The sequence below is a fragment of the Rickettsia massiliae MTU5 genome (genome assembly GCF_000016625.1).
Classification (GTDB): domain Bacteria; phylum Pseudomonadota; class Alphaproteobacteria; order Rickettsiales; family Rickettsiaceae; genus Rickettsia; species Rickettsia rickettsii.
In genome coordinates, this window is the sequence record NC_009900.1 from 827,362 (window position 1) to 853,613 (window position 26,252).

Consider the following 26,252-nt stretch of genomic DNA (forward strand, 5'->3'; position numbering starts at 1 on the left):
GGATACGAAGTCTGCTAAATAATAAGGACAAAGAAGGATTATTAGAACTAAGCTGTAGAGGGCTTTAGCAACTATAGGGTTTTCAAATGCACTACGTACAATCTCATCATGTTTAGGCTTTTTTTGTATAATATAACTTTACGAAGAAAATAATTTTAATTAGAGGTAGTATTAAAGTTCAATATTATATATAAGTTTGTTGATAAAAAATGATTTATTTACTAATATCTATATTTCCATAAATAATATTAGTTTTATATGCTACTGCTACTTCCTGAAATAACTTTGACTTTAATAGCACTTTTAGGGCAGTTTTTTGCCGTAATGATCCCAAATAAAAATAGAATTATTTCTAATATTATTATTTTACTATGCATATTATCAATTTTTCTTACCTTGAAGTACTCAAGTTATGAAGGAGTATGGTACTCATTTGCTACCGGAATAAATATCGGTATTAGTAAAAGCATAGCGCTACTATTCACTATTATCTCCATGATTATATACCGTGATTACTCTATTCTTGTTGCTGAGGAATTAAAGTTTGAATTTATTACTTTAATGTTATCATCGGTCGTAGGTATTTTTGTTGCAATTTCATCACGGAATTTTCTATTATTATTCTGCGGTATGGAGCTTACTGCTTTAACTTCATATGCACTTGCAGGATTCAAATTAAATGATATGAAATCATCGGAAGGTGCTTTAAAATATTTTATCTTAGGTAGTTTAGTTAGTTGTTTATCATTATTCGGTATTTCTTTTATATACGGATTCGGCGGAAGCCTACAATTTGAGGATATCTTATATAAACTAAATGATAATTCCGGAATGAATCTTGGTTTAATAATCGGTATTGTACTATTTTTAAGTAGTATTTTCTCTAAACTCTCAAGTGTTCCACTCCATTTTTGGGTCCCTGACGTATATGAAGGATCACCGATTACTTCGGTTACTTATTTCACCGCTGCCTCAAAAATAGGTATGGTTATTGTTTTATTAAATATCAGCAAATTAATTATAGGTAATTACTACCCTATTAATTATAATTTAATAAAGATAATTGCTATATTATCTATGCTGTTTGGAGCTTTTGGAGCCATTCGTCAAACTTCTCTAAAAAGATTAATGGCTTATAGTACTATTTTAAATATCGGTTATGTATTAATCGGCGTGCTTCTGCATAATCAAGAAGGATATAAAGCAGCTCTACTATATATTCTAATATATGCGGTAGGGAGTATAGGATTTTTTACTTGCTTAATTATACTGCTCGGTAAAGACGCCGATAAAGCTAGTTTTAAAACTATACAAGGAATTGCAGAGCACCATAAAACTATAGCTGCCGTAATTAGCATAGTTATGTTTTCAATGATTGGAATCCCTCCTCTTACAGGATTTTTCGGTAAATATTACCTTTTTTACCAAGCAATTAATCAAGAAGAATTCGCATTAGCTTATTGTGGTATTTTTACCAGCATAGTTGCTGCGTTTTATTATCTTAAAGTAGTAAAAGCCATGTATTTTTCTAAAAAGATTGAGATAATTAAGCTGCCGATGCAATATGGGCTTTTACTGATTAATTACTTAGTTGTAGGCTTCTTGTTGCTTGGTTCATTTATTATCTCGTTTTAGCCGGTGTAGACTTTTTATTAACAACACTAGCTGCAGTAGTTTTAGTAGGCTTCCTAAGCTTTTCTTTTAGATTCTTTATATGTTTTAGATTTTCTTCATCTAATTTTAATAAATCTTGGTCTTTTTGTTTAGCTTTTTTAGCTAGACCTAATTGACTTGAAATAACACTAACAATATCATCCGTTCCAACTTCTTTCTTAAATTTTTCTAGAGCATCTACTACATATTCTCTGTTTGCATATATATTTGTCTTTACCGATTTTTGTTTTGGTTCTTTCTTTATTTTATCAGAAGAACCAGCTACACTTCTTTCATCTTTAATATCTTCATTTAAACTTTTTATTGTCTTTATTAAATGTTTTTTCGCACTATCTCTAATACCAAGTATTTCTAAAATTCTTGCAAAATTAGTAGTAATTTTATTTCTTAATTTAAGTTTTTGTCCTCCTTTTTTTCTTTCTTCATAATTAAGAATTTTCTCAAAATAATTAGGATACTCTTTCATTAATGTTTTTAATCCTTGCTCTTTCACTTCGTAATAAGGAAAACTATATTTTTTAGAAATTAAACTACTTAGTTTAATTTCTAAGCCGTATTCCTTTAAGGATTCTTGCCTTTTTTTCATTGTATCTATTAAACTAGCCTTAATTTCTTCAGGCGTTATTTCTTTAGATTGTTTATTATTAAATTGCTTTGGCATCGCTTGTTTTGCAAATTCTGCAATTGCTTTATTACTATAATATTTAGTTAATTCATCAAAACTTTTATCAATAGTTTTGCTTAAATCAATTTTAGAAACTGCAAGTAAGCTATCGGCAAAATTAGGATTTTTTGTTCTTAAATTAGAAGGAAATTCTCTAAAATGGTTAGTGGGACCGAATCCAGGCAAATGTTTAGCTCTTGAATGCGGATATATATTATTTGTTAAATTATCAAAACTACCAGCAAAATCAATTCTTACTAATTTAGGTAAAGTTTTTGGATTTTTTTGATCTCTGATAACTCCTATATTTCCAACATGTATATCAAAATCGCCGATCAATAAACTTGCCGGCATAATGTTTTCAAAGTTCTGATACTTAATTTCCTTAAAAGCATTTTCTAAGGTTCTAAATAATTTATTTCTAGTCCCCATAAAAAGTGGTCTACCGCCGTCCTTTCTAAACCAAGAACTTGGTTTAGTTTTAGCAGACATATGTTTATCCATGTCCACATACATATCGCTACTATAATTTTCAAAAAATTCAGATTTGACATATATTTGCGAATCAACGGCTTTAGATTTATTAAAATCATCAGGAGCAATTAAATTAACCTTTGCTCCATTTCCAGGACTTATAGCTTCAAAAATTTGAGATCCTAAAAACTCGGCTATATTTTTTGAGCTTAAAGCCTCTTTTTTTATCATCGCCGTAATTTTACCGTCTAAGCTTTGATATACTCCACCATGCTCTCCTGCCTCATTAGCTCCGCCTCCTTTAGGCTTTAAAAAATTCCAACCTTTAAATACTGATTTCTTATTTTGCATCATCTTCGCCTCTTTATAATGATTTACATCAAATTGATAATTTTGATATAATTATACAATATATTATTTATTTTATATCAAGGACAGAAGCCGGTTTCTACTTAATTTTATTGTTCTTTAATATTTCAGCTACTTCAAGAGCGGCATAGGTAAATATACCTGTGGCACCGGCACGTTTAAAACTAATTAATGACTCCATCAAAGCTCTCTCCCAATCAATTGCCCCTGCTTCTGCTGCAAATTTTAACATTGCATATTCTCCACTAACCTGATATGCAAAAATTTTAGCATTAAAATTTTTTGCCGCTTCACGAATAACATCCAAAAACGACATACCAGGCTTCACCATTACCATATCAGCTCCCTCTACTATATCATGCTCAATCTCAAGCATTGCTTCCTTAATATTACGTACATCCATTTGATAGCTTGATTTATCTAAATAATTCTTTTTATTACTCTTAACAGCATCGCGAAACGGACCGTAAAAACTTGAAGCATATTTAGCGGCATAAGCAAGAATTCCAACATTTATAAATCCCTTTTTGTCAAGATATTCCCTTATAGCCCCGATTCTTCCATCCATCATATCGGAAGGTGCAACAATATCTACTCCAGCTTTTGCTAGCACTAATGCTTGATTACACAAAGCTCTTACTGATCTATCATTATCAACTTCCCCATTATGCACAATACCGTCATGACCATGTGTAGTATAAGGATCAAGTGCTACATCGCATATTATACCAATATCGATATTAGCGTTTTTGATGCTTCTAATAGTTCTACATATTAAATTATCTAAATTATAAGCCTCATCGGCATTTTCACTTTTTAGACTGTGATCAATACTCGGAAATAATGCAATAACATTAATACCAAGCTCTGCTGCTTCTTTTGCCGTTTCTACTATTTGATCAATCGATAAACGATATATACCAGGCATAGTTTTAATTTCTTGCCTTTCATTATGTCCTTCAACAACAAATAAAGGCAACACTAAATCACTAACCGATAAATTACTTTCGGATATTAACTCTCTAAGCCAAAAAGCTTTTCTATTTCTTCTAAGTCTAATATGGGGGTACATAAAATTCATATCTCATTTTAGTTAATAACTTGGATTCTAATATATAAAATATATAAATATATAACCTAACTATCTTTTATAGTAAAAATATTGCATTACAAAAAGAAATTTTGCTTGCAATTTATACAAAATTTAAGCAAACTGTTTAATTATGTAAATAAACATAGGAGCTTATTAATATGGCACAAGATAATATTCCAAAATCAGTAAAAGATAGAATACAAGAGTGGGAACAAAAATCAAAAAATATGTCAAATAACTCACCAAAAAATACAAAACCGGCTGTTCCTCCAAAACCTACTTCTGAGCAAATAAAGGCATGGAACAAGGCACATAAAAAACAGACTGACTTCACTACACATGCCCAAGCACTTGATGATGATATATTTGTTGACACCCCATCTCCGCAAGTTGAAACCCAAAAGCCTATTATTTTTTCAAAACCGGCTCCGGAACAAACAACAGTACCGGAAGAAACACCTAAAAAACAATCTAATTTAACCGTAAAAGAGAAAATAGAGAAATTTTTTCAAGATCATAATATTGATACCAAAGATGCTTTGATTCCGGAATTTAGCCGCTATATAGAATTAAGCGGTTCTATGGCAGGGAAGCGTCTTGATGTTACTATTAAAGCTTATGAACAATCATTAGGACGGCTAATAAAACAAGTAGGAGTACCTCAAAAAGAGTTTGTTTCTTTTATAGAAGATGATCTAATAAAGAATCATCCACACAAAGATAAATTTGAAAAAATCAATCAACATTATAAATTACCTGAACCACCTAAATTATCTGATATCATTGATAATCTTAGAGAATTAGTAAACAATGATGATATAGTAGCTCATTTGAAACAAAGTAGAAAACACCTTGAATTTAAAGAAAAAGTAAATAATATTATTCAGATTTATGATGATAATAAACATAATCCAGCTGCTATAGCTAAAGTTGAAGCAAAACTGAAAGAGATAGGTAAATGGTGTGAAGAAACTACAAAAATGGATAATAATCCTATTTGGAAAAATATTGGTAATTTTATAAAATATTCTTTTACCGGAGATAAAGCTAAAGCTGCTTTTTATAAAGATGCTATAAAAAATTCTACTCAAAATACTAAAAAGGCTATAGCAGAAATACAAAAAGCTCTTACCAATCCTTCGCCTCATTCATCTAATGTTCCACCGTCGAAGAATAAAGGAGAAAGATATAGAAGCTAATAAAAACTTTTAGGATCGATATCTATTTTTAGATGGCAAAAAGAAGGAATTTTTATAAGGCTTAGCCAAAATTTTAAATATTGCTGCAAACTAAATTTCTTATCGGCTATAATAAGTATCCGGTAACGATATTTACCAGCGAGCTTTGACATTAATGAGCTTGCTGGTCCTAAAATTTTCACGTTTGCTTTTGGTGCAATTCGGACCATATCCCTAGCAATTTCTAGAATTTTAGCCTCACTGGAACCTGATAAAATTACCGATGCTGTTTTGGAAAATGGCGGCATATTTGCTGATTTTCTTATTTTAAGTTCATTTGCAAAAAAACTATCTTCATCACCGGCTTTAACATAACTAAAAATTGTATTATCAGGATAATAGCTTTGTAAATATACTACACCTTTACTATCTCCTCTACCCGCTCTACCACCTACTTGATGTAGTAGCTGAAAAGTTCGCTCAGATGCTCTAAGATCGGCATTATTGCTTCCAAGATCGGCATCTATTACTCCAACTAAAGTAAGATTCGGAAAGTGATAACCTTTTGTTATTATTTGTGTACCTATTAAAATATCAATTTCTAAATTTTCCATTTGATGTAGAAGCTGTGCTATTTTTTCTGGGCTTTTAGCATGATCTTTACTTATCACTGCAATTTTACTCTCAGGAAAAAGTGCCTTTGCTTCTTCCTCTATTCTCTCTATACCTGGACCACAGATAGTTAATGTTTCATCCTCTAGACATTCAGGACAAGAACTAAAAATTTTACTTTGATAACCGCAATGGTGACATTCAAGTTTTTTAGTCGCTTTATGTACTACCATCCAAGAAGAGCAGAATTTACAGGTAAATCTGTGACCGCAAGCTTTGCATAGCATGAGCGGCGCATAACCACGCCTATTAAGAAATAATAAGACTTGCTTTTTATTATCTAAATTACCTTTGATAGCTTCTATAAGAAGCTTGGATAAATAGGAATTCTTAGATAGCTTTTCTTTAGTCATGTCGATTATTTCTATATTTGGCACATCGACATTTTTGTATCTATTAACCAATGTAACCAATTGATATTTATCCCTTTCTATATTATGTATCGTTTCAATAGACGGTGTTGCCGAACACAAAACAATTTGTGCTTTATCAAATGTACCTCTTACGATAGCCGTATCCCTAGCATTATATAATATACCGTCATCTTGTTTATAGGAATCGTCATGCTCCTCATCTATAACTATTAAACCGAGATTTTTAAAAGGTAAAAACAAACTACTTCTAGCCCCAATTACTACTTTAACTTTATCGCTTAATATACCTCTTAAAATCATTTTCTTGTGAGCTTTGGTAACGCTTGAGTTCCATATGATAGGCTCAAAACCGAATCGCTCTATAAAACGATTAATAATTTGTGTACTTAAAGCAATTTCAGGCAACATAACAAGCACTTGTTTGCCTTTTGCTAAGTAATCTGCTATTAGATGAAAATATATTTCTGTTTTACCTGATCCCGTAACACCTTTAACAAGTGTTGGCTTATTACTTTCATTTAAAATTGTTACTGCTTGTTTCTGCTCTTCTGATAAATTAGGTAGCACAACGTTATTATTGACTTTCTGCTCTTTAACTTTAATCGGTTTTTCAGCAATATCTATAGGTAATACTAACTTGGCTATGCTCCCAAGCTCTGACATATAGTAGCTACTCATCCATTTAATTAATTCTAAAACTTCTGAAGTAATATTTAAATTTAACGGTACTTTCGCTCTAATAGTTTTTATTTTTTTTGCCTCGGAATTTGAAACAAGCTTCCATACTATGCCGGTTAATTCCTTATTTCTAAAAGGCACTACAACAAGATCACCTATGTTTAGCTCTAAATCTTCAGGTATTAAATAATCTAGCGGAAATAATTTTGTTACCGGTAATAATATTTTTGCTATTCGCATATATAATGTATTTTATAATTTTTTTTTTATTATATACTAAACTGATAAATTATAGAAACCTAGATGAATAAAGAAACAAAAATTGTTATAGCAATTTCTGGAGCTTCAGGGGCAATATACGGTATTCGTTTGCTTGAAGTACTAAAGCAACAAAATATCGAAACTCATTTGGTTATTTCAGAGGGAGCAGCTCTTACTATAAAGCTCGAAACTAAATATTCTATAAATGAAGTTAAGCTACTAGCTAATTATTATTATGACGATAAAGATTTAGGTGCTACTATTTCAAGCGGCTCTTTTAAAACTTCAGGCATGATAATAGCCCCTTGTAGTATGAAGACCTTAGCAAGTATTGCTCACTCAATGGAAGATAATTTAATTAGTAGAGCGGCAGGTGTTATACTTAAAGACAGAAGAAAACTTATTTTAATGACCCGTGAAACTCCTTTGCATATCGGACATTTAGAAAATATGTTAAAAGTAGCGAGTTACGGCGGCATTATATCGCCGCCCGTGCCGGCTTTTTATAATAACCCTGTAAGTATAGACGATATAGTGAATCATTCTATTACTAGAGTTTTAGATTTTTTCGATATCGAAACTAATTTAATTAAACGCTGGGATAGTTATGAACAATAAAGTATCAACTTTACTATTAAAACTTGCATTTAAAAAAGCCCGTAATATCATTAATAAATATTTTTCACCGGAAGAAAGTTTAGTAGATAAATTAATCGCTGAACGTAGAAATGAAGCAAAGAATGAATAATGTAAAACGTTCTGTCTTGGGCTTTGTTGTATGGATCGGTTTTAACGTCATTGCAAGGAAATTACATAAGTAATTGACGAAGCAATCCAGTAAAAATTCTGATTTACAGAATTTTTTTATCATTCTCCTAGATTGCCACGCAGCCTACGGCTGCTTGCAATGACGACTCGGTATCCACGAAACAATACCTCGTGGGAATGCATAAAGGAATTCTTTTTTCAAACCATATAATAATTTAACAAACAACAATGGCACGTAATAAAATAAATAACGAAACAAATAATATATTAGCTGATAACGAAGATAATTTACCTATACCAAGGGTTTTACCTTCAAATGTTCAAGCAGAGCAAATGCTACTTGGGGCGATTTTAACCAATAACGAATTACTAAATTACGTATCGGAATTTTTACGTGATGAACATTTTTTTGAATCTATTCATCAAAAAATCTATAAGGCAATTGAGAAAATTACTGAAAAAGGGCTGACAGCTACACCTATTACTTTACGTAGTATGTTAACTCAAGATGAACTATTTCAAGAAGTAGAAGGAGCGGAGTATTTAGCAAAATTGATAACTATGTCAATGATGGTAATAAATCCGGTTGATTATGGTAAAATAATATATGATTTAGCAATAAAGCGTAATTTAATAAATATCGGTGAAGAAGTAGTAAATAATGCCTATAATTCTTCATTAGAAGTTGAAGCAAAGGAACAGATTGAACATGCCGAAGCTAAACTTTACGATTTAGCTAGCGAAGGCTTGAATGAAAAAAGTTTTACCAAAATCGGTATATCTATTTCAGAGTCACTAGCTAGTATCAATAGGGCTATGAAAAATAATGATCATGTAATTGGTATATCTACCGGTTTGATTGATCTAGATAATAAATTATGCGGCTTTCATAATTCCGATCTTATAATTCTTGCAGGACGTCCGTCGATGGGTAAAACGGCATTTGCTATAAATCTTGCACTTAATGCCTGTAATAATATGCGTTTTAAAAATATTAGAGATAATCAAGAAATTCAGTCAGTAGGTTTTTTCTCTTTAGAAATGTCCTCAGAACAGCTAACCACACGTCTACTTTCAATGTGTGCAGAAATTGATTCTACTTCTCTTCGTACGGGGATTCTAGGTGAAGAAAAATATAACCGTCTTCGCAAGGAAGCAAATACTTTATCGGAATTACAATTTTTTATCGATGATACCCCTGCTCTATCTATTTCCGCTATAAGAACAAGAGCTAGAAGAATGAAACGCAAGCATAATCTCGGTATATTATTTATTGATTATTTACAATTAATTAGAGGAGTAAGTAAATCTGAAAATAGAGTTAGCGAGATTTCAGAAATAACCCAAGGTTTAAAAGCAATAGCAAAAGAGTTAAATATTCCGGTTATTGCGTTATCTCAGCTTTCAAGAGCGGTAGAACTACGTGAGGATAAAAAACCTATGCTATCCGATCTGCGAGAATCGGGAACTATAGAACAGGATGCTGATATAGTAATGTTTATTTATCGTGAAGAATATTATTTAACTAGAAAAGAACCAGCAGCAGGCGATGCTAAACATGCCGAATGGTTAGATAAGCTCAACAAAGTATATAATATTGCCGATATAATTGTTGCAAAACATCGTAACGGACCAGTTGGAAATGTTCCGCTTTATTATGATAGTCAATTTTCTAAATTTGGTAATTTGGAGACAAGAACTTTTAACTCTCATTAAATCAGAATTGCTTTACGTCATTATTGCGTGGATACCAAATCGTCATTGCGAGCGAACGTTAGTGAGCATGGCAATCTCAGGCATTTTCCTGAGATTGCTTCGTCAGTTACTTCGCGTACCTTCCTCGCAATGACTTAGTTACTATATTAACAAGTGCATAGCCCATTATAAGCATTTCGACAATTACGCATATAATAATTAGATATTGTTTTTGTAATTCAAGATAATAAATTATTTATCTTTGCTTTATATAAAAGATAAACCGGTAATAAAATTGTAATAATTACAAGAATCATACCAGCAAATCCTAAAATTGTAATAAAAACATTAGGTACTACTACTGCTACAATATAAGCTGGTAATATAGTAATAGAAGCGGTCATATTACGCATTACTACATTCGGTATCGAATTCATAAACATAGTTTTAAGGGAATCACATAGCCCTACTCCTACTCCGAGTATTGATGTAACGATAGCAAGAGCTGAAATTATCCAAACTAATAATTGTACGGACGACCATTTTGCTATATTACTTAATTAAATCTCCGACTTCTATATTACTGGTAATCATTTGTTGATAAAATGTTGGATTATTATGATATGCTACAATAAGAATACTACAAGTCCAAATTATATATACTATTGCAGGAATTAAGCTTCCAAATAAAAACGCCGTCTTTAGCATTTTTATTACAATAATTAGTTAAGATATGGAAGATTACTTGGAAACCAAATGAAGTAAAAACTACCGGAGTTACTTACACCCCATATATAGATATTTCTTTATAATTTGGTGAGAATAACGGTAAATTATCCCACTGAATCATAGAACCAAGTCCAATAACTAAAATTGCAATTATTATAAGCAATCCGATTAAATAGTATCCGATTTATATAATCTACTAACTTTAGAGGTAATAATAATATTAGAATACTAATAATAATACACCATGCTCCTCTATAAGTTATACTTGTATTTAAAGCTAATAACTTCTGTAATATTGAAGAGCCTCCGTATATAAATACTGCAAGTAAAGCATATGAAAGGAACTTAAGGCTTACCGTACCGATGATTTGAGCAGTATATCCTGAAAAATATTTTCCCAATGCCCAAGTGTTAAGCCTTTACCCGCTTGAAGATTAAGCTCTAGGTTAATTAAAGAAGTATAATACATTATAAACCAAATTATAAACATCAATATTATACTAGGTATTATACCTAATTTTGCTAATACCATGGGTAGTGCTATATCATACCACTACCTATATACACAAGTACCTGAAATTAACAGGATTAAACCAATAAGTTTTTGCATAATTTAATGAAGTTTAGATTAAAGCAAAGGACTTAATTTTTGCTAAAAAGAAAATCAGCTAAAAAAAGAAGATAAGAATTTTAAAGAATAAAAAGTTTTGATAAGTAAAATGAACATTCGTATAATTTTGTTAAAACATATGTAGCGGTATAGTAATAATTATATTAATAATTTATATAAAATTATTAATATTGCTTTTTAAGGGTATTTTTATATATTCTTATTAGACCTCTTCCCAAGCGTCGCTTCTAGAGAGGAATTTAAAGGAGACACGGAACACAGCACCACAGCATATATAGAAATACGTGAAGATGCGAGTACCGGATCGACGTATAAATTACCTCTAGAAGCGACGCTTGGGAAGAGGTCTATTGAAATTTACTATATTTAAAAATGCATAGATTAGCTAAAATAATTAGTAATGCAGGAGTTTGTTCTAGGCGTGATGCTGAAAAGCTGATAGTTGAAGGACAGGTAAAAGTAGACGGCATTACAATTTTATCACCGGCTACAAATGTTGATATTAGTAATCAAATTGAAGTATCAGGCACATTAATCAATAATATACACAAACCAAGGCTTTGGATTTATTACAAACCTGTTGGTTTAATTACCACTCATAAAGATCCTTTATCTCGTAAAACGGTGTTTGAACAGCTAACCGGTTTACCTCATGTTATTTCAATAGGTAGGCTGGATTTAAATAGCGAAGGTTTGTTATTACTAACTAATAGCGGTGATTTAGCTCGTCAGTTTGAGCTCCCCTCAAGTAGGTTAAAGCGAGTATATCATGTTAGGGCGTATGGGAAGTCTGATATTCTACTAAAAAGCCATTATAAAAATTTAGAAATTGACGGGATATTTTATAACCCTCATTCGATAAAATTACTTAAGCAAAATAAGAGTAATTCTTGGTTTGAAGTAGTTTTATTTGAAGGAAAAAATCGTGAAATTAGAAGAATATTCGAGTATTTCGGACTAAAAGTTAACAAATTAATTAGGATTCAATATGGTAGTTTTACAATAGATAATCTAAAACCCGGAGATTATAAAGAAATAAATAATAAAATATTGGAAAAATAATTAGTAATGTGTTATTAATGCATTTTAACTAATAGAACACATATGACAAATCTTAATATATATAAATGTGAAGAAAAAGACCTAAACGATTACCTTGGTTATATAAAAGATAACCCTAGTGTCTCGCTAAATGATTTTATCAAAAATAAATATTGCGCTGAAGATAATGATAAAATTATCATTACTAGTTTAGAAAATATGGAAATTAACGCAGATTTAGCCAATGCTAATTTCCAAGGTACAATACTAACAGATACCGTATTTAATAATTGTGACTTAACAAATACCATATTATGTGATTCAGATTTAACAAATGTAAAATTTAATGATTGTACATTTATCGGTACCGACTTTAGAGGAGCAAATCTTCATTATACAGATTTTAATTATAAAGATTATGATAACTATAAAATCCCCAATCTCAAAGATAAAATACGAGATATAAAACTATCTTTTTCAGATCTTGAAAGATTAAATCAATATATAGATAAAGATTTAGAAAAAGAACATATCAAAGAAATAGTGATAGATGAAGCTACGAAGAAAAAGAAATATATTTTGGCTGGAGAAGACGAAAAAACTTTATGGGAAATCAAATCAAAAGAGCTAAAGACTAAGCAAGAAGAGTTAGAAACTCTAAAGCAAAATTTAGATAATCCTGGGATTGCTACCAATCTTTTAAATGCTTTTTGGAATAGTGCAGAAACTATTGCTAGAAACCGACAAAACGAACTAGAAAAAATCAACAAGTTACAGCATGAAGTAAACAAATTAGAAACTGAAGTATATGCTTTAGATAATCTTAGAATGTTCTGCGGTAAGGGTTTAGATGGTATTTTTGAGCAGTTAAAAGACGAAGAAATACAAATAAAACTAGACCCATCATATATTATAGGTTCGACTGCAAAAGAGCGAGATATACCGAAAGAATATATAAAATTAACTTCCGCCGAATTTGATCTATATTTAGCTGAAGCAGCAAAACAATCCAATACAAAATTATCTCTTACCGAATTTGTTAGAAAGCAAAAAAATCTTTCAGAAGATTTAAATATAGTTCCTGATCTTTCAGCGACTAATTTATCAGGTAAAATTCTTACTAATCTTAACCTGAAGAATACATTATTTGCTTCAGCCAACTTAGAGAATATCAAAATCTCAAATTGTAATTTAGATTTTACTAATTTTGAAGGAGCTAATTTACAAAATGCCGTTTTTCAAAATGTTACGGCTCGTAACGCAGGATTTCTTTTTGCTGATCTTCAAAAGAGCAAAATTGAAAATAGTGATATGTCGAGAGCTTACATGCCTAAAGTAGATTTATCTGAAGTAGAGGTAACAAATAGCAAATTTAATGCGGTTATGATGGTTAATGCCGATGCCGAAAAGTTAATTATTAAAGATTCAGAATGGAAAAATTCTAATCTTACCGGTATATCGCTTGCTTATGCAGATATGCAAAGAGTTCAAATGCAGGGGGTAGTTTTAAATAATGCACTTCTAGATCAAGCAAATATCGTTTCCACTGATCTTGAAAATGTTTTTATGAATAAAACACATGCATTAGAAGCAAAATTTAAAGAGCAATGTAACATGCAAGGCATAACTGCAAGAAATGCCTATTTTAGCGATGCTGAATTTGAAAATATACTATCTTTAAAAGAAGCTGACTTAAGAGAAACTATAATGCAGCGTGTTAAACTTAAGAACGCTGATTTAACAAAAGCACAGCTTGATAAAGCAAATCTTGAATATGCCGATCTTACAAACGCTACACTTACTAATGCAACAGCCCAATTTGCTAAGTTAAGTAATGCTACTTTAAAAAAAGCAGAAGCCGAAGGATTAAATATTTCGGATGCTATTGCTAAAAATATTAATGCTAAGGAAGCTAACTTTAAAAATGCAATTATGCAGCGTGCCGATCTTACTAAAGCCAATTTCACTAAAGCAGTGTTGGAAAATGCCGATATGCAAGCAGTGGAAGCAGCCGAGGCTATAGTTAAAGAAGCAAATCTAAAACAAGCGAATCTAAAAGCAGCAAATCTAGCTGGAATTAATAAAGAAGGAGCAGATTTTGATAAAGCAGAAATCAACAATGCTACAAAGATGCATGATACTAAAGGTGAGGCTAAAGGGAATTTAGATCATCAAGATAAAGACGGTAAAAAAACATCTGTCAATGTTAACGAACATGCTAAATTACAAGATAAAATTCATGCAAGAGAGAAAAGCGGTTGGTTTCTGAAAACCGGAGTAGGACAGCTTTGTACAAAACTTGCTAAAAGTACTACATCAGGAATTAGCCGCGTAACAAATTTTTTAGCAAGTAAAAAATTTTTAGTAGGACTTGCCGTAGTAGCGGGTCTTGCAGTAGCAGCTACACCTTTCGTAGCAATGCCTGTGTTATTGGTCACCGGCACAGCCCTTACTACTAAAGCTGTCATTCTAGGAGCAGGTATTTTGGCCGGAGGGCTAGTCACTGCCGGAACTTATAAACTTACTCAAAAACCTTTACGCAATCTTCAGAAGTCATGTGAAAACTTAACTAGTAGTATAGATAAATATATCTCACCGCCTCCTGAAAATATTGATGAATTAGTAACAGAAAAACAACAAGCAAGACAAAAAGCTGAGACAGAAAAATCTAAAGAAAGGGAAGAAAATTTAAATAATGTAAATAATAATATTGATAAAGCTAAAGAACAAGATCTTTTAAAACAAGCACAAAATAATTTAAACCAAGAAACGCCAAAAGTAGAAATAAAAGAAAAGAAAGATAAAACTGTAGAAAAACAACAAGCAAAATCTAATACATTCGCAGTAAAATTTAAGCCTAACACTAAAGGCAAAGGATTTGCCACAAAAATAAAAGACGAAAAAAAATCAAGCTTAACAAAAGCAGCATATAACTAAATAAGTGTTAAAAATAATATCCGGTAAATATAGAAACCAAATTATACCTACTGCTAAAAATATCAAATATCGACCTTCCACCGGTAAGCTCAAAGAGGCAATATTTAGTATATTAACCTCCGGTGAGTTTACCGGTAATAAATTATTTAACGAAAATACTCACATTCTCGATTTATTTGCCGGTAGCGGTAGCCTTGCTTTTGAAAGCCTATCAAGAGGAGCAGGTTTTGCTACCTTAATTGATATTGATACATCCTCATTAAAAATAGCAGAAAGATTTGCTAAATCTCTAAACATTGAAAATAATGTTAATTTCGTTAATATTAATGCTTTAAATCTACCGAAAACTACTAGACATCTTTTTAAACCAGCTTATAGAGAGGGATCTAAAGGAGACACGGAACGCAGCACCGCAGCATACACACTAGTACGTGAGGATGCGAGTACCGGATCGACGTCTAAATTACCTCTAGAAGCGAAGTTTGGGAAGATGTCTAATAAATCATTTGATCTTGTCTTTATAGACCCCCCTTATCATAAAAATATAGTGCCTAAAGTAATGAAACTGCTGATAAAAAATAATTGGCTCAAAGACGGTGCTATTATAGTTATTGAGATGGCTAAAACAGATAATTATGTTTTAGATGAAAATATTGAAATTATACGTGAAAAACTATATGGTAAGAGTAAGCTGTTGGTTTTGAGCTTTACCGTCATTCCCGCTTTCGTGGGAATGGACATAGAATCGCGTAACAAGACATTAAAAAACAAACATGACCAAAAAGCATTACATATGTTCTAACTGTGGAAATATCAGTCCTAAATGGTCAGGGCAGTGCTTTGATTGCGGTGTATGGGGTAGTATTGTCGAAGAGATAGTAAGTGCAAATCAAGCAATTGTTAAAGGCGGTAGCAAGCAAGACTTCGATAAGCTTTCAGGGCATGTAACCGAGCAGTTACGCATCCCTACCCCTATAGGTGAATTAAATAGAGTACTAGGCGGCGGTTTAGTGCTTGGTTCTGCTATATTAATAGGAGGAGACCCTGGTATAGGCAAATCTACTTTGTTACTACAGCTCGCAGCAAGTAACTTTGCATCAAAGATGAATTGCTTATATATAACGGGCGAAGAATCGTTAGACCAAATAAAATTAAGGGCCATAAGGCTAAACCTAACTAACTATAATACCGATATTTTAGCAGCTACTAATTTGGAAGATATTATTGCGAGTATAGAAGCTAATAAAAATAATATTGATTTAATAGTGATTGATTCTATTCAAACAATTACCACAAAAGAATTATCATCGCCTCCAGGCACTGTTGCGCAAATTCGTACATGTGCAAATGAGCTTGTTAATTATACTAAGCAAAATAATATAATGATTTTATTAAGCTGTCACGTCACTAAAGACGGACAACTAGCAGGTCCTAAGATACTTGAACATTTAGTTGATACCGTGCTATATTTTGAGGGAGATCATAATAATCATTTCCGTATTTTACGCTCATATAAAAATCGTTTTGGCGGTGTGGGTGAAATAGGAGTATTTGAGATGAGCGGCAGCGGGCTTATTGAAGTAACAAATCCGTCTAAACTATTTTTAATAAAGCGAGAACAAAACGTTATAGGTACGTCTATTTTTGCAGGAATCGAAGGTTCAAGACCGTTACTTACGGAAGTACAAGCCCTTATAGTACCCTCAAATATGGTAACTCCTAGACGCTCTGCGGTGGGCTGGGATGCTAATAGGTTATCAATGATACTTGCCGTGCTTAGTAGTAGGATAGGACTTAATCTTGCTAATTATGAGGTATATTTAAGCATTGCGGGGGGACTTAAAATTGCCGATCCTGCTTCTGATTTAGCAGTAGCTGCAAGCTTAATATCTGCTGCAACCAGCAAACCTGTACCCGAACATAGCGTCTTTTTCGGCGAAATAAGCTTATCGGGTGAAATAAGAAAAACCGCAAAAGCAGAAACAAGAATAAAAGAAGCCGTAAAACTTGGATTTAATAAGATTATCTGCTCTAAATTTGAAAATTTAACGTATGACTTTATATCTTCCGTCTCACATTTAAAGGACCTAAAAGAGATAATTAAATGAGTATAGTTTATGAAATAAGAAATTTGGAAGAAGCACGTAATTTTTTATCTAGTGTAGAAGAGCAGCTGATATTAACAAATCATGCCTCTAGCGTAAAATATTACGGTATACTAGCAATTGATTACATGTTTAAAACTCTAGGTAAAGAATTTCCGGAAAAAGTTTTAGATCTTACCGTAAATGTAGGAGAGGATCACGCCGCTTTATTTACTGCAATCAAACTAGGGTATAAGAATATATCATATACAGGGAATTCTGAGGAAGCTAGGGGATTGTTGTACGGATATCAAACCGTCATTGCGAGCGACTGAAAGGAGCACGGCAATCCAGAAAATAATTAAAAAAATGCTAAAAATGAGCATTTTTAACTGGATTGCTTCGTCAATTACTCCGTAATTTTCCTCGCAATGACGGATAAACCTATCCATGCAACAAAGCCTACATTTCCTCGCAATGACGAAAATTTAATAATAAAAACCATGAATATCAAAGATATAGGAGTAATAATTGCTAAAAAACCTTTGAAAGAAAATACATTTATTATTACGGTTTTTACTAAAAATCATGGTTTATATTCGGGAGTTGTAAAAGAATTTTCTAGAAAAAGTAAATTTACATATCAGGAAGGGAATATTGTAGATTTTCTTTGGCAGGCAAGATTACATGAACATCTTGGCATGGCTAAATGTGAACTCATTAAATCTTACACCGGTTATTTTATCACAAATAAAGCTAAATTATATGCCTTTAATTCCGTTATATCTTTAATCAAAGAGTTATTTCATGAAAGAGAAGAACATTCTAAATTTTGTTCATTTCTAATTAACTATTTAGATAATTTATCAAAGAATTTTTGTTTTCGTGATTATATTAATTTTGAGCTAGCTTTACTTGCCGAGACGGGTTATAAGCTTGATCTTACCAAGTGCGGCGTGAGCCATGTGACAACTGATTTAATCTATGTATCACCTAAATCAGCTAGAGCATTATCATATGAAGTAGGAAAACCTTATAAAGATAAATTATTGATGTTACCAAGATTTTTACTTTCAGATAATATTGAGATTACATTAGAAGAAAAACGGCAAGCTTTAGCTCTAACAAACTATTTTTTTAATAGATATTTATTTCATAATAATAGACAGGTTGAAGCACGCCAAACTTTTATTGAATATACTTTAAATAATTTTTAGAGACTATTATATTTTATTTTTCTTATTTTATGATATACTTACTTAAGTAATATGACTAGACTAAGCATAGATATACCAAACGAATTACATCATTTTCTTAAAGTTTACACTGCACATAAAAATGATACTATTATGCATTTTGTAAGAGAAGCGATATATCATAAAATAGAACAGGAAAAAGAATTAAATGCAGAATCAATAAAAATATTAGAAGAATCAGCAAAAGGTTTAAATATTAATAAATATTCTTCGTATAAAGAAATGTATAAAAAGCTTAATTTAATATGATTCTGCAAACCTCTACTATTTTATTCCATGTCATTCCCGCTTTCGCGGGAAATGACATAAGGGCTTTTCAAAATTTCCCGGTACACTATATACATACCGGTACACATAGTGACTTATTCAAATAATAATCTATGAAAATACTAGCATTTGACACAGCCAATAATACTGCATCGGTAGCAATATCCGAAAATGAGAATATCCTTGCATGTATAGAAGAATTACGTCCTTCTATGCAAGCAGAAAATCTAATGCCGATGATAGAAGACGTGATGAAATCAGCTAAATGTTCATATGATGATTTAGATTATTTAGCGGTAACTAACGGACCCGGTAGCTTTACCGGCATTAGAATAGGACTTGCTAGTGCTAAAGGTATATTATTTTCCAAGGAGCATATTAACGCAGTAGCGGTTAGCAATTTTGAATATGCTTATTTTAGAGCTATAACTCAAGTTAAAGATTATGATAAAATATATGTCTTTTTAAACGCTTATCGCTCACAGCTTTATATGCAAGTTTTTCATAAATTAGGAAAAATAGAAGAGCCGTTATTGATAGATTTCAAATATGCTATAAAACTGCTTACAAATGAGAAAGGGAATATAGTTTGTTGCGGTAGCGGACTTGAATTTATATATCACCAAATTATGCATTTGCCGAATATAATAACCTTGCCACGTTTTGCACGAGTTAAAGCTTGGGTTACCTGTAGATATATTGCTAGTAGATTGTCGAGCGATATAAAATTAAATAGCTCTATCGAACCACTATACATCCGCCCTCCTGATGCTAAAATCGCAATCAATTATGCCATTCCTAGTTAAAAAAAGTAGGAATCCACTTACTGGATTTCTGTAATCAACGAAATGACATAAGAGCTTTATTATACGTATACTACATCATCTTCATAATTAAAGACTCCAAAATAATTGTAAGATAATTCCACCTGATCACTTATAGTAAAATCACTATTAGAGTGTTCTACTTGATTGTCTGATACTTCTATTTCATCTTCACAATCAGAGAATCCGGAATCACTATCAGATACTGCACCTGATTCTTGCTTTACACACTTCTTGTCGTGTATTAAGGCTATTATTTGCCCAACTAATGATTTCGATAAATCATGATTATCCGATTCAATAATATCAATGATTCTTACTAGACTTTCATCTGAGGCATGAGAAATTATTGTTGCTAGCTTATCATTTGAAATATTACTCATGATTCTTACTAAATTTTTATTTGGAATAATATCAAAATTTTCTACAAGTGTTTCTTCTCCTACTAAAATAATTATATTTTCAAGCTGTTCATCAGAAATATCCTCATCTGATAATTTTTTTAGTTCCTGCTCGGTAAGCTCTTCTAAAGAGAGGGTAGTATCTATATATGTATTTAATTTATCTAATGGAATAAATTTCATTAATTTAGATAAATTAAATACATTTTCAAAATGCTCCGGTAAAATATAATTAACTAATTTTTGTGCTTGTTCATCGGAAATATTATTAATTAATTCTACCAATTTTTTATATGTCATCTTTTCAAAAACTTCATCTAATTCATTTTCAGACGTGTTTAAAATTTCTTCTACTAACTCATTATCAGAAAGAGTTTCAAGTCGATCTAATAAGAGATTAAATGTTTCTTCAGCGTTATTATTTAAACAAGAAAAAACTTTATTACTCACAAAATTAAAAGTTTCAGCAACTTTAGAAGAAAGAATACTAGATGTATTTTTTATAATATTAAAACTCTTTAATCCAAAATCATAAACTATTTTTAATGATGAACTAAATGTACTGAAAAAACCTTTACTTTTAGGTGTGTTAGTTACTTTTTCACTACCATCAAGCTCATTTAAAATATCTGTAAATCTGATTTGAGAGATACCTAGAGTATCTGGCTGACCTTTTACTGCTTCTTGAAAGATTATTTTAGAATTTAAAAAAGGATATTTAGCTTGAGCTTCTACTATTTTTTTATTACATCTTGCACTTTTTTCGTCATACTGCTTAATTGAATTATCTAACGCTGCTAAAAAATCATTATTTTCTTCTTGATTAGTAGTTTGCTTTGGAGAAGTGATAAACTCAAATTCATCGTTAGCAAGATAGGAGGCTGACTTTGGAGCAGTATTATGTGGGATTAAATTTTGTAACTTATTAAAAATTGATGTTATTGCCATAATTCTTCCTCATTTCTGATTATAATAATCAGCGTTGAATTAGAATCGTAATAGAAATTATGAGGAGGTCAAGATAAAAGCTAATAATTATTAACTTTTTATTATATTTTACTTAAAATTGATTAATTTATCAAAAAGGGATATTCTACTAAATGTCATGCCCGCGAAAGCAGGGCGTTGTTGCGTGGTTCTAACTTTTCGTCATTGCGAGGAAATTACGAAGTAATTGACGAAGCAATCTCAGGATTTTGTTATTATTTCATGAGATTGCCATGCAGTCTACGACTACTCGCAATGACGATTTAGTAGTATCCATGCAACAACGCCGCAGTACTTGTATTATAATGTAGCCAATTTTTGAAGTTCAACGAGTATATTATAATTGTCTTTGTTCTTGAATTAGCTCAAAAACTTCAACTGTGTCTCCTTCTCTAATATCTTCGTAATTTTCAAATGCTATACCACATTCATATCCTTCTCTAACTTCTTTAACTTCATCTTTAAAGCGTTTTAAAGTTTTGAATTTTCCTTCATGAATGACTACATTATCACGTAATAAGCGTACGCCCGCTCTTTTCTTAATAATTCCTTTAGTTACATAGCTACCGGCGATTTTGCCGACTTTGATAATATTAAATATTTGTCTAATTTCTGCGCTTCCGATATACTGCTCTCTAACAATCGGATCAAGCATACCGCTCATAATGGCTTTTATATCATCAATTAAATGATATATTATACTATAATATCGAATATCGACTTTTTCTTTTTCTGCAGCAGTTAAGGCATTTGCCCCTGCTCTAACGTTAAAGCCGACAATAATAGCCGAAGAAGCATGTGCAAGAGATAAATCGGATTCCGTTATCGGACCTACGCCGCTATGAAGTATACGAAGCTTTATCTCATCACTCGGTAATTTTAATAAGCTACCTGAAATAGCTTCAACCGACCCTTGAACATCACCTTTAATAATTAAAGGTAATTCCTTAATTTTACTATTACCGGAAGCTTTTAAAAACAAATCTTCTAAACTTGATCGCGGTGCAATAGATATTTTTTTTTCTTTAGCAAGACGCATTCTATATTCGGCTATATCTTTTGCTTGTTTCTCATTTTGTACTACGTTAAATTTATCGCCGGCAAAAGGAACTTCATTTAAACCCTGAATTTCTACAGGAACAGACGGAGTTGCTTCTAATATTTCTAGTCCCTTATCATTAATCATCTTTTTAACTTTACCGTAAGAAGTACCAGCTATTATAATATCACTGTTTCTTAAAGTACCTCGCTGAACTAATATAGTGGTTAGCGTTCCTCTTCCTTGTTCAATTTTTGACTCGATTACAACACCGGCAGCTGCACCGAAAGGATTTGCCTTTAAATCCTGCATTTCTGCAATTAATAAAATTGCTTCTTCAAGTTTATCTAAGTTAATTTTCTTTAGTGCCGAGATAGGAATCACCATAACGTCACCACCTGCCTCTTCGCCGATAATTTCGTGGACATATAATTCGTTCTTTACACGCTCAATATCAATATCAGGCTTATCAATCTTATTAATAGCTACAATTATAGGAACGCCCGCTGCTTTCGCATGATTAATTGCCTCAACAGTTTGCGTTTTGATTCCATCATCTGCTGCGACCACTATAATAACTATATCCGTTACTTTAGCACCTCTTGACCGCATTTCCGAAAAAGCTTCATGCCCCGGAGTATCAATAAAAGTAATTGCTCTACCGTCTGCAAGAGTTACTCTATAAGCTCCAATATGTTGTGTAATTCCGCCTAGCTCACCTGCAGCAATATCTGTAGACTTAAGAGCGTCAAGCAATGAGGTTTTACCATGATCGACATGACCCATTACCGTCACAACCGGAGCACGCGTTCTTAAATCCTCAACCTTATCATCACTAATTAAAACATTTTCCACATCTGACTCTTGTACTCTTTTTACCGTATGCCCTAAATTTGTTGCAACTAGTTCTGCCGTATCGGCATCTATTGTTTGGCTAGCATTTGCAAGAATACCGAGTTTCATTAATTCTTTAATTACATCAGCCACTCTTTCAGACATAGCATTTGCAAGATCGCCGACTCCGATAACTTCCGGGATCGTCACTTCTCTATATACTTTCTCAGGTGCTTGTGATACTAATTTACGCTTTTCTTTTTCTCTAGCTCTTTTTATAGAAGCAAGACTTCTAGTTCTACCGCTGCCGCTTTCGTCGTCGCTAAGCATATTGAAAAGATCGGCTTTTTTGAATTTTTTTGGCTCTTCTAGCTTAATTTTTGGTGCGACTATTTTCCTATCTGCTGTTTTATCTAATTCTTTCTCTGATTCTATACCGTAACGTGTTCGCATTCCTACTAAAGGAGACTTTACAAAAATGTCTTCTTTCTTTTTAGGTATTTGTGACGGTATATCTTCATCATCTTGAACGATTTTAGCACTAACTTCTACTTTATTTTCTTCGGTATTTTGCTGTTTTGGTTCAACTTCTTTATCAGTTTCTAGCGGTTCTATTCTTGAGTTAGCAGACTGGTTAATACTTGCAAGTTTACTTAAAGTGCTTATTTTTGAAGGGTCATTTAATTTAGATTGCTCAGCAGCTTTTTTAAGAATAGATAAACGTCTGTTAAATTCTTCCTTATTAGCATCAATAACAGTTTGATCTAAGCTATTCCTTTCTTTATTTAATGAAAGGGTAGTAGCACTACCGGTAGAGCTTTTTCTAACTTCTACTAGCGTTTTAGAGTTAGCATTAACAAAGCTTTGAGCTCCTGTAAGAGAGTCAAAAGACTTATTAAGCGATAATTTTGAATTGCCAAGTGTCAACTTTTTGGGTTTGATTTCCTGGTTATCCGTCATATTTAAAACCTTTGTGTTTCTGTTTTTTCCGTCTACTACTTGATTATGTCATTCCTAGCTAAAAGCGGTGCTGCTCGCATGGCGCGTTTATGTCATTCCCGTGAAAGCGGGAATCCACTAAAATCTATAAAAAAACTTGTTTTTATAGGTTTATTTTATCAAGGACGCCCTAATTACTAAGCTATTTATTCTGGATGCCTGCTTTCGCAGGAATGACATACACCCTACATTCAACCCACTAACTATCCTTCAATGCACCATGCTGTTTAGCAGTTTTAATCAGCAATTTAATATTTTCGTCCGTTATATTAGAATTTGGAGCTAAATTTTTAAATTCATTTACGCTCATCTCTCCTAAATCTTCTATGGTCTTTATACCATATTCGGCAAATTTTAATATTAATTCAAGCGATAATTCTAATATATCTATTAATTCTTGCTCAACTCCTAGATCCTCTAGCTTTTTGATAATCTTTTCATTCTTAAGGTCGACGTAATTAATAGCTCGATTTTTAATCTCTACGGCAAGTTCTTCCTCAAAGCCTTCGATTCTTGTTAAAGTACTAATCTCACTACTAGCAATTTGTTCTACTGAATTAAATCCCGTTACCGATAAAAGCTGACCTATAACTTCTTCAACATCTAAAGCTTCCATAAATAATTCCGTAGAAGTTAAGAACTCTTCATTTCTTCTTTTTGATTCTTGCTCTTCGGTCATTATATCGATATTCCAACCTGTAAGCTGAGAAGCTAAACGAACATTCTGCCCTCTTCTACCTATTGCAATACTTTGATTTTCTTGCGAAACTACTACTTCTACCTTATGCCTATCCTCATCAATCAAAATTTTTGTGATTTCCCCAGGTGCAAGCGGTGCAAGCGCATTCACTATAAACTGTGCAAGATCATTACTCCATAATACTATATCAATTTTCTCTCCGTTTAATTCATTTGTTACGGCTTTTACTCTATTACCTCTAATACCTACGCATGAGCCTACGGGATCTATACTACTATCCGAAGCAAATACCGCTATTTTTGCTTTTGAACCGGGATCACGTGCTACTGATTTTATTTGAATAATAGCTTCAAGAATTTCAGGTACTTCTAGCTTAAATAGTTTAACTAGCATCTGGTTATCTACTCTAGACAAGAAAATCTGCGGTCCTTTGGTTTCTTGCCTTACATCCTGCACATATGCTTTTATACGATCATTAGGTTTAAAATTCTCACCCTTAATTAATTGATCCTTTTTTATTATTGCTTCAGCACGACTCAAGTCAACTATTATATCACCGTATTCTATTCTCTTAACTATCCCGTTTATAATTTCGCCTTTTCTATCTTTAAAGTCATGATATTGTTTTTCACGTTCAGCTTCTATAACACGTTGAGTTATAACTTGTTTTGCAGCTTGAGCCGATACTCTAGCATGATCAATCGGCGGTAAATATTCATATATCTCATCACCGATTTTAGCTTCCGGATTCTTTATTAAAGCTTCTTCAAGTGAAATTTGCGTTAAGTAATCTTCTACATCTTCTACTATTTTTAAGATCCTTAAAAGATTTATCTCACCGGTTTTCCTATTTATCTGAGCTTTAATATTATATTCATTACCGTATTTTTTTCGTCCTGCTGCTTGTACCGCTTGTTCAACCGTTGAAATCAAAATTTCTTTTGATATTCCTTTCTCACGGGCTACAGAATCTATAATTTGTAAAATTTCTACATTACCTATATTAGACATACATTATCTCTTATTGCTTTAGCAATTTTTTAAATACTTCTTCAGTTAAAACTAGATTAGCATTTTTAATTAAATCATAATCAATTAGTACTTCTTGTTCTTCACATTTTAAATATATTTTATTATTTTCGGCTTTAATTATTTTACCCTGATAACGAGTTTTGCCGTTCAATAATTCTTTAAGTTTGATTTTAACTTCTCTTTCTAAAAATCTATTATAATTTTCAAACTTTACTAACGGACGTTCAAGACCGCTTGATGCTACCTCTAAAGAATATGCAGCTTCTATTAAATCTTCAACATCTAGAATAGCGGAGATAGTCCTACTTGCTTTAGTACAATCTTCCACAGATATTCTTTCGCCGTTTAAGCTATCAATCAATATCTCGACTACTTTAGGGTTAACACCTTTAACCTTAACAAGCACTAACTCAAACCCCATATCCGTCAAGGATTCTTCTATTACGTTTGTTATTTGTTGTTCAATAGTTTGCATATTTGATATTTATAACAAAAAAGGTGGGATAAACCCACCTAATCTATAATTTTTATAATGCTTATCCGTAGCAAAAATACACTAATTAGAATATATAAGCAATATTTAACTTTATA

24 protein-coding genes and 1 pseudogene are annotated in these 26,252 nt (G+C 32.0%); 15 read left to right on the top strand and 10 right to left on the bottom strand.

Features of this window, described 5'->3' with window-relative positions:
• Nucleotides 1-258 precede the first annotated feature (258 nt).
• Nucleotides 259-1,635, top strand: coding sequence for an NADH-quinone oxidoreductase subunit NuoN (nuoN, locus tag RMA_RS04500; protein WP_012152917.1), 1,377 nt, complete (start codon nucleotides 259-261; stop codon nucleotides 1,633-1,635).
• Here the strand turns inward: nuoN and RMA_RS04505 are convergent.
• Both RMA_RS04505 and hemB read right to left on the bottom strand, forming a co-directional pair.
• Nucleotides 1,622-3,166, bottom strand: a complete 1,545-nt coding sequence (locus tag RMA_RS04505) for a hypothetical protein (protein ID WP_012152918.1) — start codon at nucleotides 3,164-3,166, stop codon at nucleotides 1,622-1,624. The genes nuoN and RMA_RS04505 overlap by 14 nt on opposite strands.
• Before the next feature lie 94 nt (nucleotides 3,167-3,260).
• A complete protein-coding gene (gene hemB, locus RMA_RS04510) occupies nucleotides 3,261-4,253 on the bottom strand; it encodes a porphobilinogen synthase (protein WP_014365691.1) in 993 nt (330 codons plus the stop codon).
• Nucleotides 4,254-4,432: 179 nt separating this feature from the next.
• Here hemB and RMA_RS04515 point away from each other — a divergent pair, with 179 nt between their 5' ends.
• On the top strand, nucleotides 4,433-5,473 hold the full coding sequence (locus RMA_RS04515) for a hypothetical protein (RefSeq protein ID WP_041404757.1): 1,041 nt from the start codon (nucleotides 4,433-4,435) through the stop codon (nucleotides 5,471-5,473).
• On the opposite strand, the gene RMA_RS04520 is transcribed toward RMA_RS04515, so the two are convergent.
• On the bottom strand, nucleotides 5,470-7,416 hold the full coding sequence (locus tag RMA_RS04520) for a primosomal protein N' (protein WP_012152921.1): 1,947 nt from the start codon (nucleotides 7,414-7,416) through the stop codon (nucleotides 5,470-5,472). The two genes, RMA_RS04515 and RMA_RS04520, sit on opposite strands and share 4 nt — an antisense overlap.
• A gap of 63 nt (nucleotides 7,417-7,479) precedes the next feature.
• Here RMA_RS04520 and RMA_RS04525 point away from each other — a divergent pair, with 63 nt between their 5' ends.
• The 3 genes from RMA_RS04525 to RMA_RS04530 all read left to right on the top strand — a co-directional run bounded on the left by RMA_RS04525 (nucleotide 7,480) and on the right by RMA_RS04530 (nucleotide 9,921).
• Nucleotides 7,480-8,055: a UbiX family flavin prenyltransferase gene (locus RMA_RS04525; RefSeq protein ID WP_012152922.1), complete on the top strand. Its 576-nt coding sequence runs from the start codon at nucleotides 7,480-7,482 to the stop codon at nucleotides 8,053-8,055.
• Nucleotides 8,045-8,185 carry a hypothetical protein gene (locus RMA_RS09920; RefSeq protein ID WP_014365688.1) on the top strand — a complete coding sequence of 47 codons (141 nt, stop codon included), beginning with the start codon at nucleotides 8,045-8,047 and terminating at the stop codon, nucleotides 8,183-8,185. The genes RMA_RS04525 and RMA_RS09920 overlap by 11 nt, the downstream gene beginning before the upstream one ends.
• 248 nt (nucleotides 8,186-8,433) lie before the next feature.
• Complete coding sequence (locus RMA_RS04530; protein ID WP_012152923.1) at nucleotides 8,434-9,921, top strand: replicative DNA helicase; 1,488 nt, start codon at nucleotides 8,434-8,436, stop codon at nucleotides 9,919-9,921.
• A 218-nt stretch (nucleotides 9,922-10,139) separates the two neighbouring features.
• Here the strand turns inward: RMA_RS04530 and RMA_RS04535 are convergent, their stop codons facing one another.
• The 3 genes from RMA_RS04535 to RMA_RS11745 all read right to left on the bottom strand — a co-directional run bounded on the left by RMA_RS04535 (nucleotide 10,140) and on the right by RMA_RS11745 (nucleotide 11,161).
• Nucleotides 10,140-10,397: an aromatic amino acid transport family protein gene (locus RMA_RS04535; RefSeq protein ID WP_238375581.1), complete on the bottom strand. Its 258-nt coding sequence runs from the start codon at nucleotides 10,395-10,397 to the stop codon at nucleotides 10,140-10,142.
• Nucleotides 10,398-10,733: 336 nt separating this feature from the next.
• Nucleotides 10,734-11,030, bottom strand: a complete 297-nt coding sequence (locus RMA_RS08545; RefSeq protein ID WP_081427892.1) for an aromatic amino acid transport family protein — start codon at nucleotides 11,028-11,030, stop codon at nucleotides 10,734-10,736.
• Nucleotides 10,982-11,161, bottom strand: a complete 180-nt coding sequence (locus tag RMA_RS11745) for an aromatic amino acid transport family protein (RefSeq protein WP_231288486.1) — start codon at nucleotides 11,159-11,161, stop codon at nucleotides 10,982-10,984. The genes RMA_RS08545 and RMA_RS11745 overlap by 49 nt, the downstream gene beginning before the upstream one ends.
• 471 nt (nucleotides 11,162-11,632) lie before the next feature.
• Between RMA_RS11745 and RMA_RS04545 the strand changes: the two genes are divergently transcribed.
• The 9 genes and pseudogenes from RMA_RS04545 (at nucleotide 11,633) to tsaB (ending at nucleotide 19,651) form a co-directional block, all read left to right on the top strand.
• Nucleotides 11,633-12,322, top strand: a complete 690-nt coding sequence (locus RMA_RS04545) for a pseudouridine synthase (RefSeq protein WP_012152924.1) — start codon at nucleotides 11,633-11,635, stop codon at nucleotides 12,320-12,322.
• 42 nt (nucleotides 12,323-12,364) lie between these two features.
• Nucleotides 12,365-15,238 carry a pentapeptide repeat-containing protein gene (locus tag RMA_RS04550; protein WP_041404759.1) on the top strand — a complete coding sequence of 958 codons (2,874 nt, stop codon included), beginning with the start codon at nucleotides 12,365-12,367 and terminating at the stop codon, nucleotides 15,236-15,238.
• Nucleotides 15,239-15,242: 4 nt separating this feature from the next.
• Nucleotides 15,243-16,040, top strand: a complete 798-nt coding sequence (locus tag RMA_RS04555; protein ID WP_012152926.1) for an RsmD family RNA methyltransferase — start codon at nucleotides 15,243-15,245, stop codon at nucleotides 16,038-16,040.
• The gene (gene radA / locus RMA_RS04560) at nucleotides 16,012-17,346 is read left to right on the top strand and encodes a DNA repair protein RadA (RefSeq protein WP_012152927.1); all 1,335 of its coding nucleotides are present in this window, start codon (nucleotides 16,012-16,014) and stop codon (nucleotides 17,344-17,346) included. Before RMA_RS04555 ends, radA begins: the two co-directional genes overlap by 29 nt.
• Nucleotides 17,343-17,657: a hypothetical protein gene (locus tag RMA_RS04565; RefSeq protein WP_012152928.1), complete on the top strand. Its 315-nt coding sequence runs from the start codon at nucleotides 17,343-17,345 to the stop codon at nucleotides 17,655-17,657. Before radA ends, RMA_RS04565 begins: the two co-directional genes overlap by 4 nt.
• Nucleotides 17,618-17,758: pseudogene (locus RMA_RS12025) on the top strand (zinc ABC transporter substrate-binding protein); the annotation flags it as partial. The gene RMA_RS04565 and the pseudogene RMA_RS12025, both read left to right, overlap by 40 nt.
• Nucleotides 17,759-17,825: 67 nt before the next feature.
• Nucleotides 17,826-18,539, top strand: coding sequence for a DNA repair protein RecO (gene recO / locus RMA_RS04570; RefSeq protein ID WP_041405016.1), 714 nt, complete (start codon nucleotides 17,826-17,828; stop codon nucleotides 18,537-18,539).
• A 51-nt stretch (nucleotides 18,540-18,590) separates the two neighbouring features.
• Nucleotides 18,591-18,827, top strand: coding sequence for a hypothetical protein (locus RMA_RS04575; RefSeq protein ID WP_041404760.1), 237 nt, complete (start codon nucleotides 18,591-18,593; stop codon nucleotides 18,825-18,827).
• 131 nt (nucleotides 18,828-18,958) lie between these two features.
• Nucleotides 18,959-19,651 (top strand): tRNA (adenosine(37)-N6)-threonylcarbamoyltransferase complex dimerization subunit type 1 TsaB, encoded by a 693-nt coding sequence (tsaB, locus tag RMA_RS04580; RefSeq protein WP_012152930.1) that lies wholly within the window; start codon nucleotides 18,959-18,961, stop codon nucleotides 19,649-19,651.
• A gap of 59 nt (nucleotides 19,652-19,710) precedes the next feature.
• Here the strand turns inward: tsaB and RMA_RS04585 are convergent, their stop codons facing one another.
• Nucleotides 19,711-21,018, bottom strand: a complete 1,308-nt coding sequence (locus tag RMA_RS04585) for a hypothetical protein (RefSeq protein WP_041404761.1) — start codon at nucleotides 21,016-21,018, stop codon at nucleotides 19,711-19,713.
• Between the two features lie 376 nt (nucleotides 21,019-21,394).
• Nucleotides 21,395-23,890 carry a translation initiation factor IF-2 gene (gene infB / locus RMA_RS04590; RefSeq protein ID WP_012152932.1) on the bottom strand — a complete coding sequence of 832 codons (2,496 nt, stop codon included), beginning with the start codon at nucleotides 23,888-23,890 and terminating at the stop codon, nucleotides 21,395-21,397.
• 45 nt (nucleotides 23,891-23,935) lie between these two features.
• On the opposite strand from infB, the gene RMA_RS11755 reads away from it, so the two are divergent.
• Nucleotides 23,936-24,070 carry a hypothetical protein gene (locus tag RMA_RS11755; RefSeq protein ID WP_274377900.1) on the top strand — a complete coding sequence of 45 codons (135 nt, stop codon included), beginning with the start codon at nucleotides 23,936-23,938 and terminating at the stop codon, nucleotides 24,068-24,070.
• Between the two features lie 58 nt (nucleotides 24,071-24,128).
• On the opposite strand, the gene nusA is transcribed toward RMA_RS11755, so the two are convergent.
• Together nusA and rimP are read right to left on the bottom strand one after the other, a co-directional pair.
• Nucleotides 24,129-25,640, bottom strand: a complete 1,512-nt coding sequence (gene nusA, locus RMA_RS04595) for a transcription termination factor NusA (RefSeq protein WP_012152933.1) — start codon at nucleotides 25,638-25,640, stop codon at nucleotides 24,129-24,131.
• 10 nt (nucleotides 25,641-25,650) lie between these two features.
• Nucleotides 25,651-26,136 (bottom strand): ribosome maturation factor RimP, encoded by a 486-nt coding sequence (gene rimP, locus RMA_RS04600; protein WP_014365676.1) that lies wholly within the window; start codon nucleotides 26,134-26,136, stop codon nucleotides 25,651-25,653.
• Nucleotides 26,137-26,252: the final 116 nt, after the last annotated feature.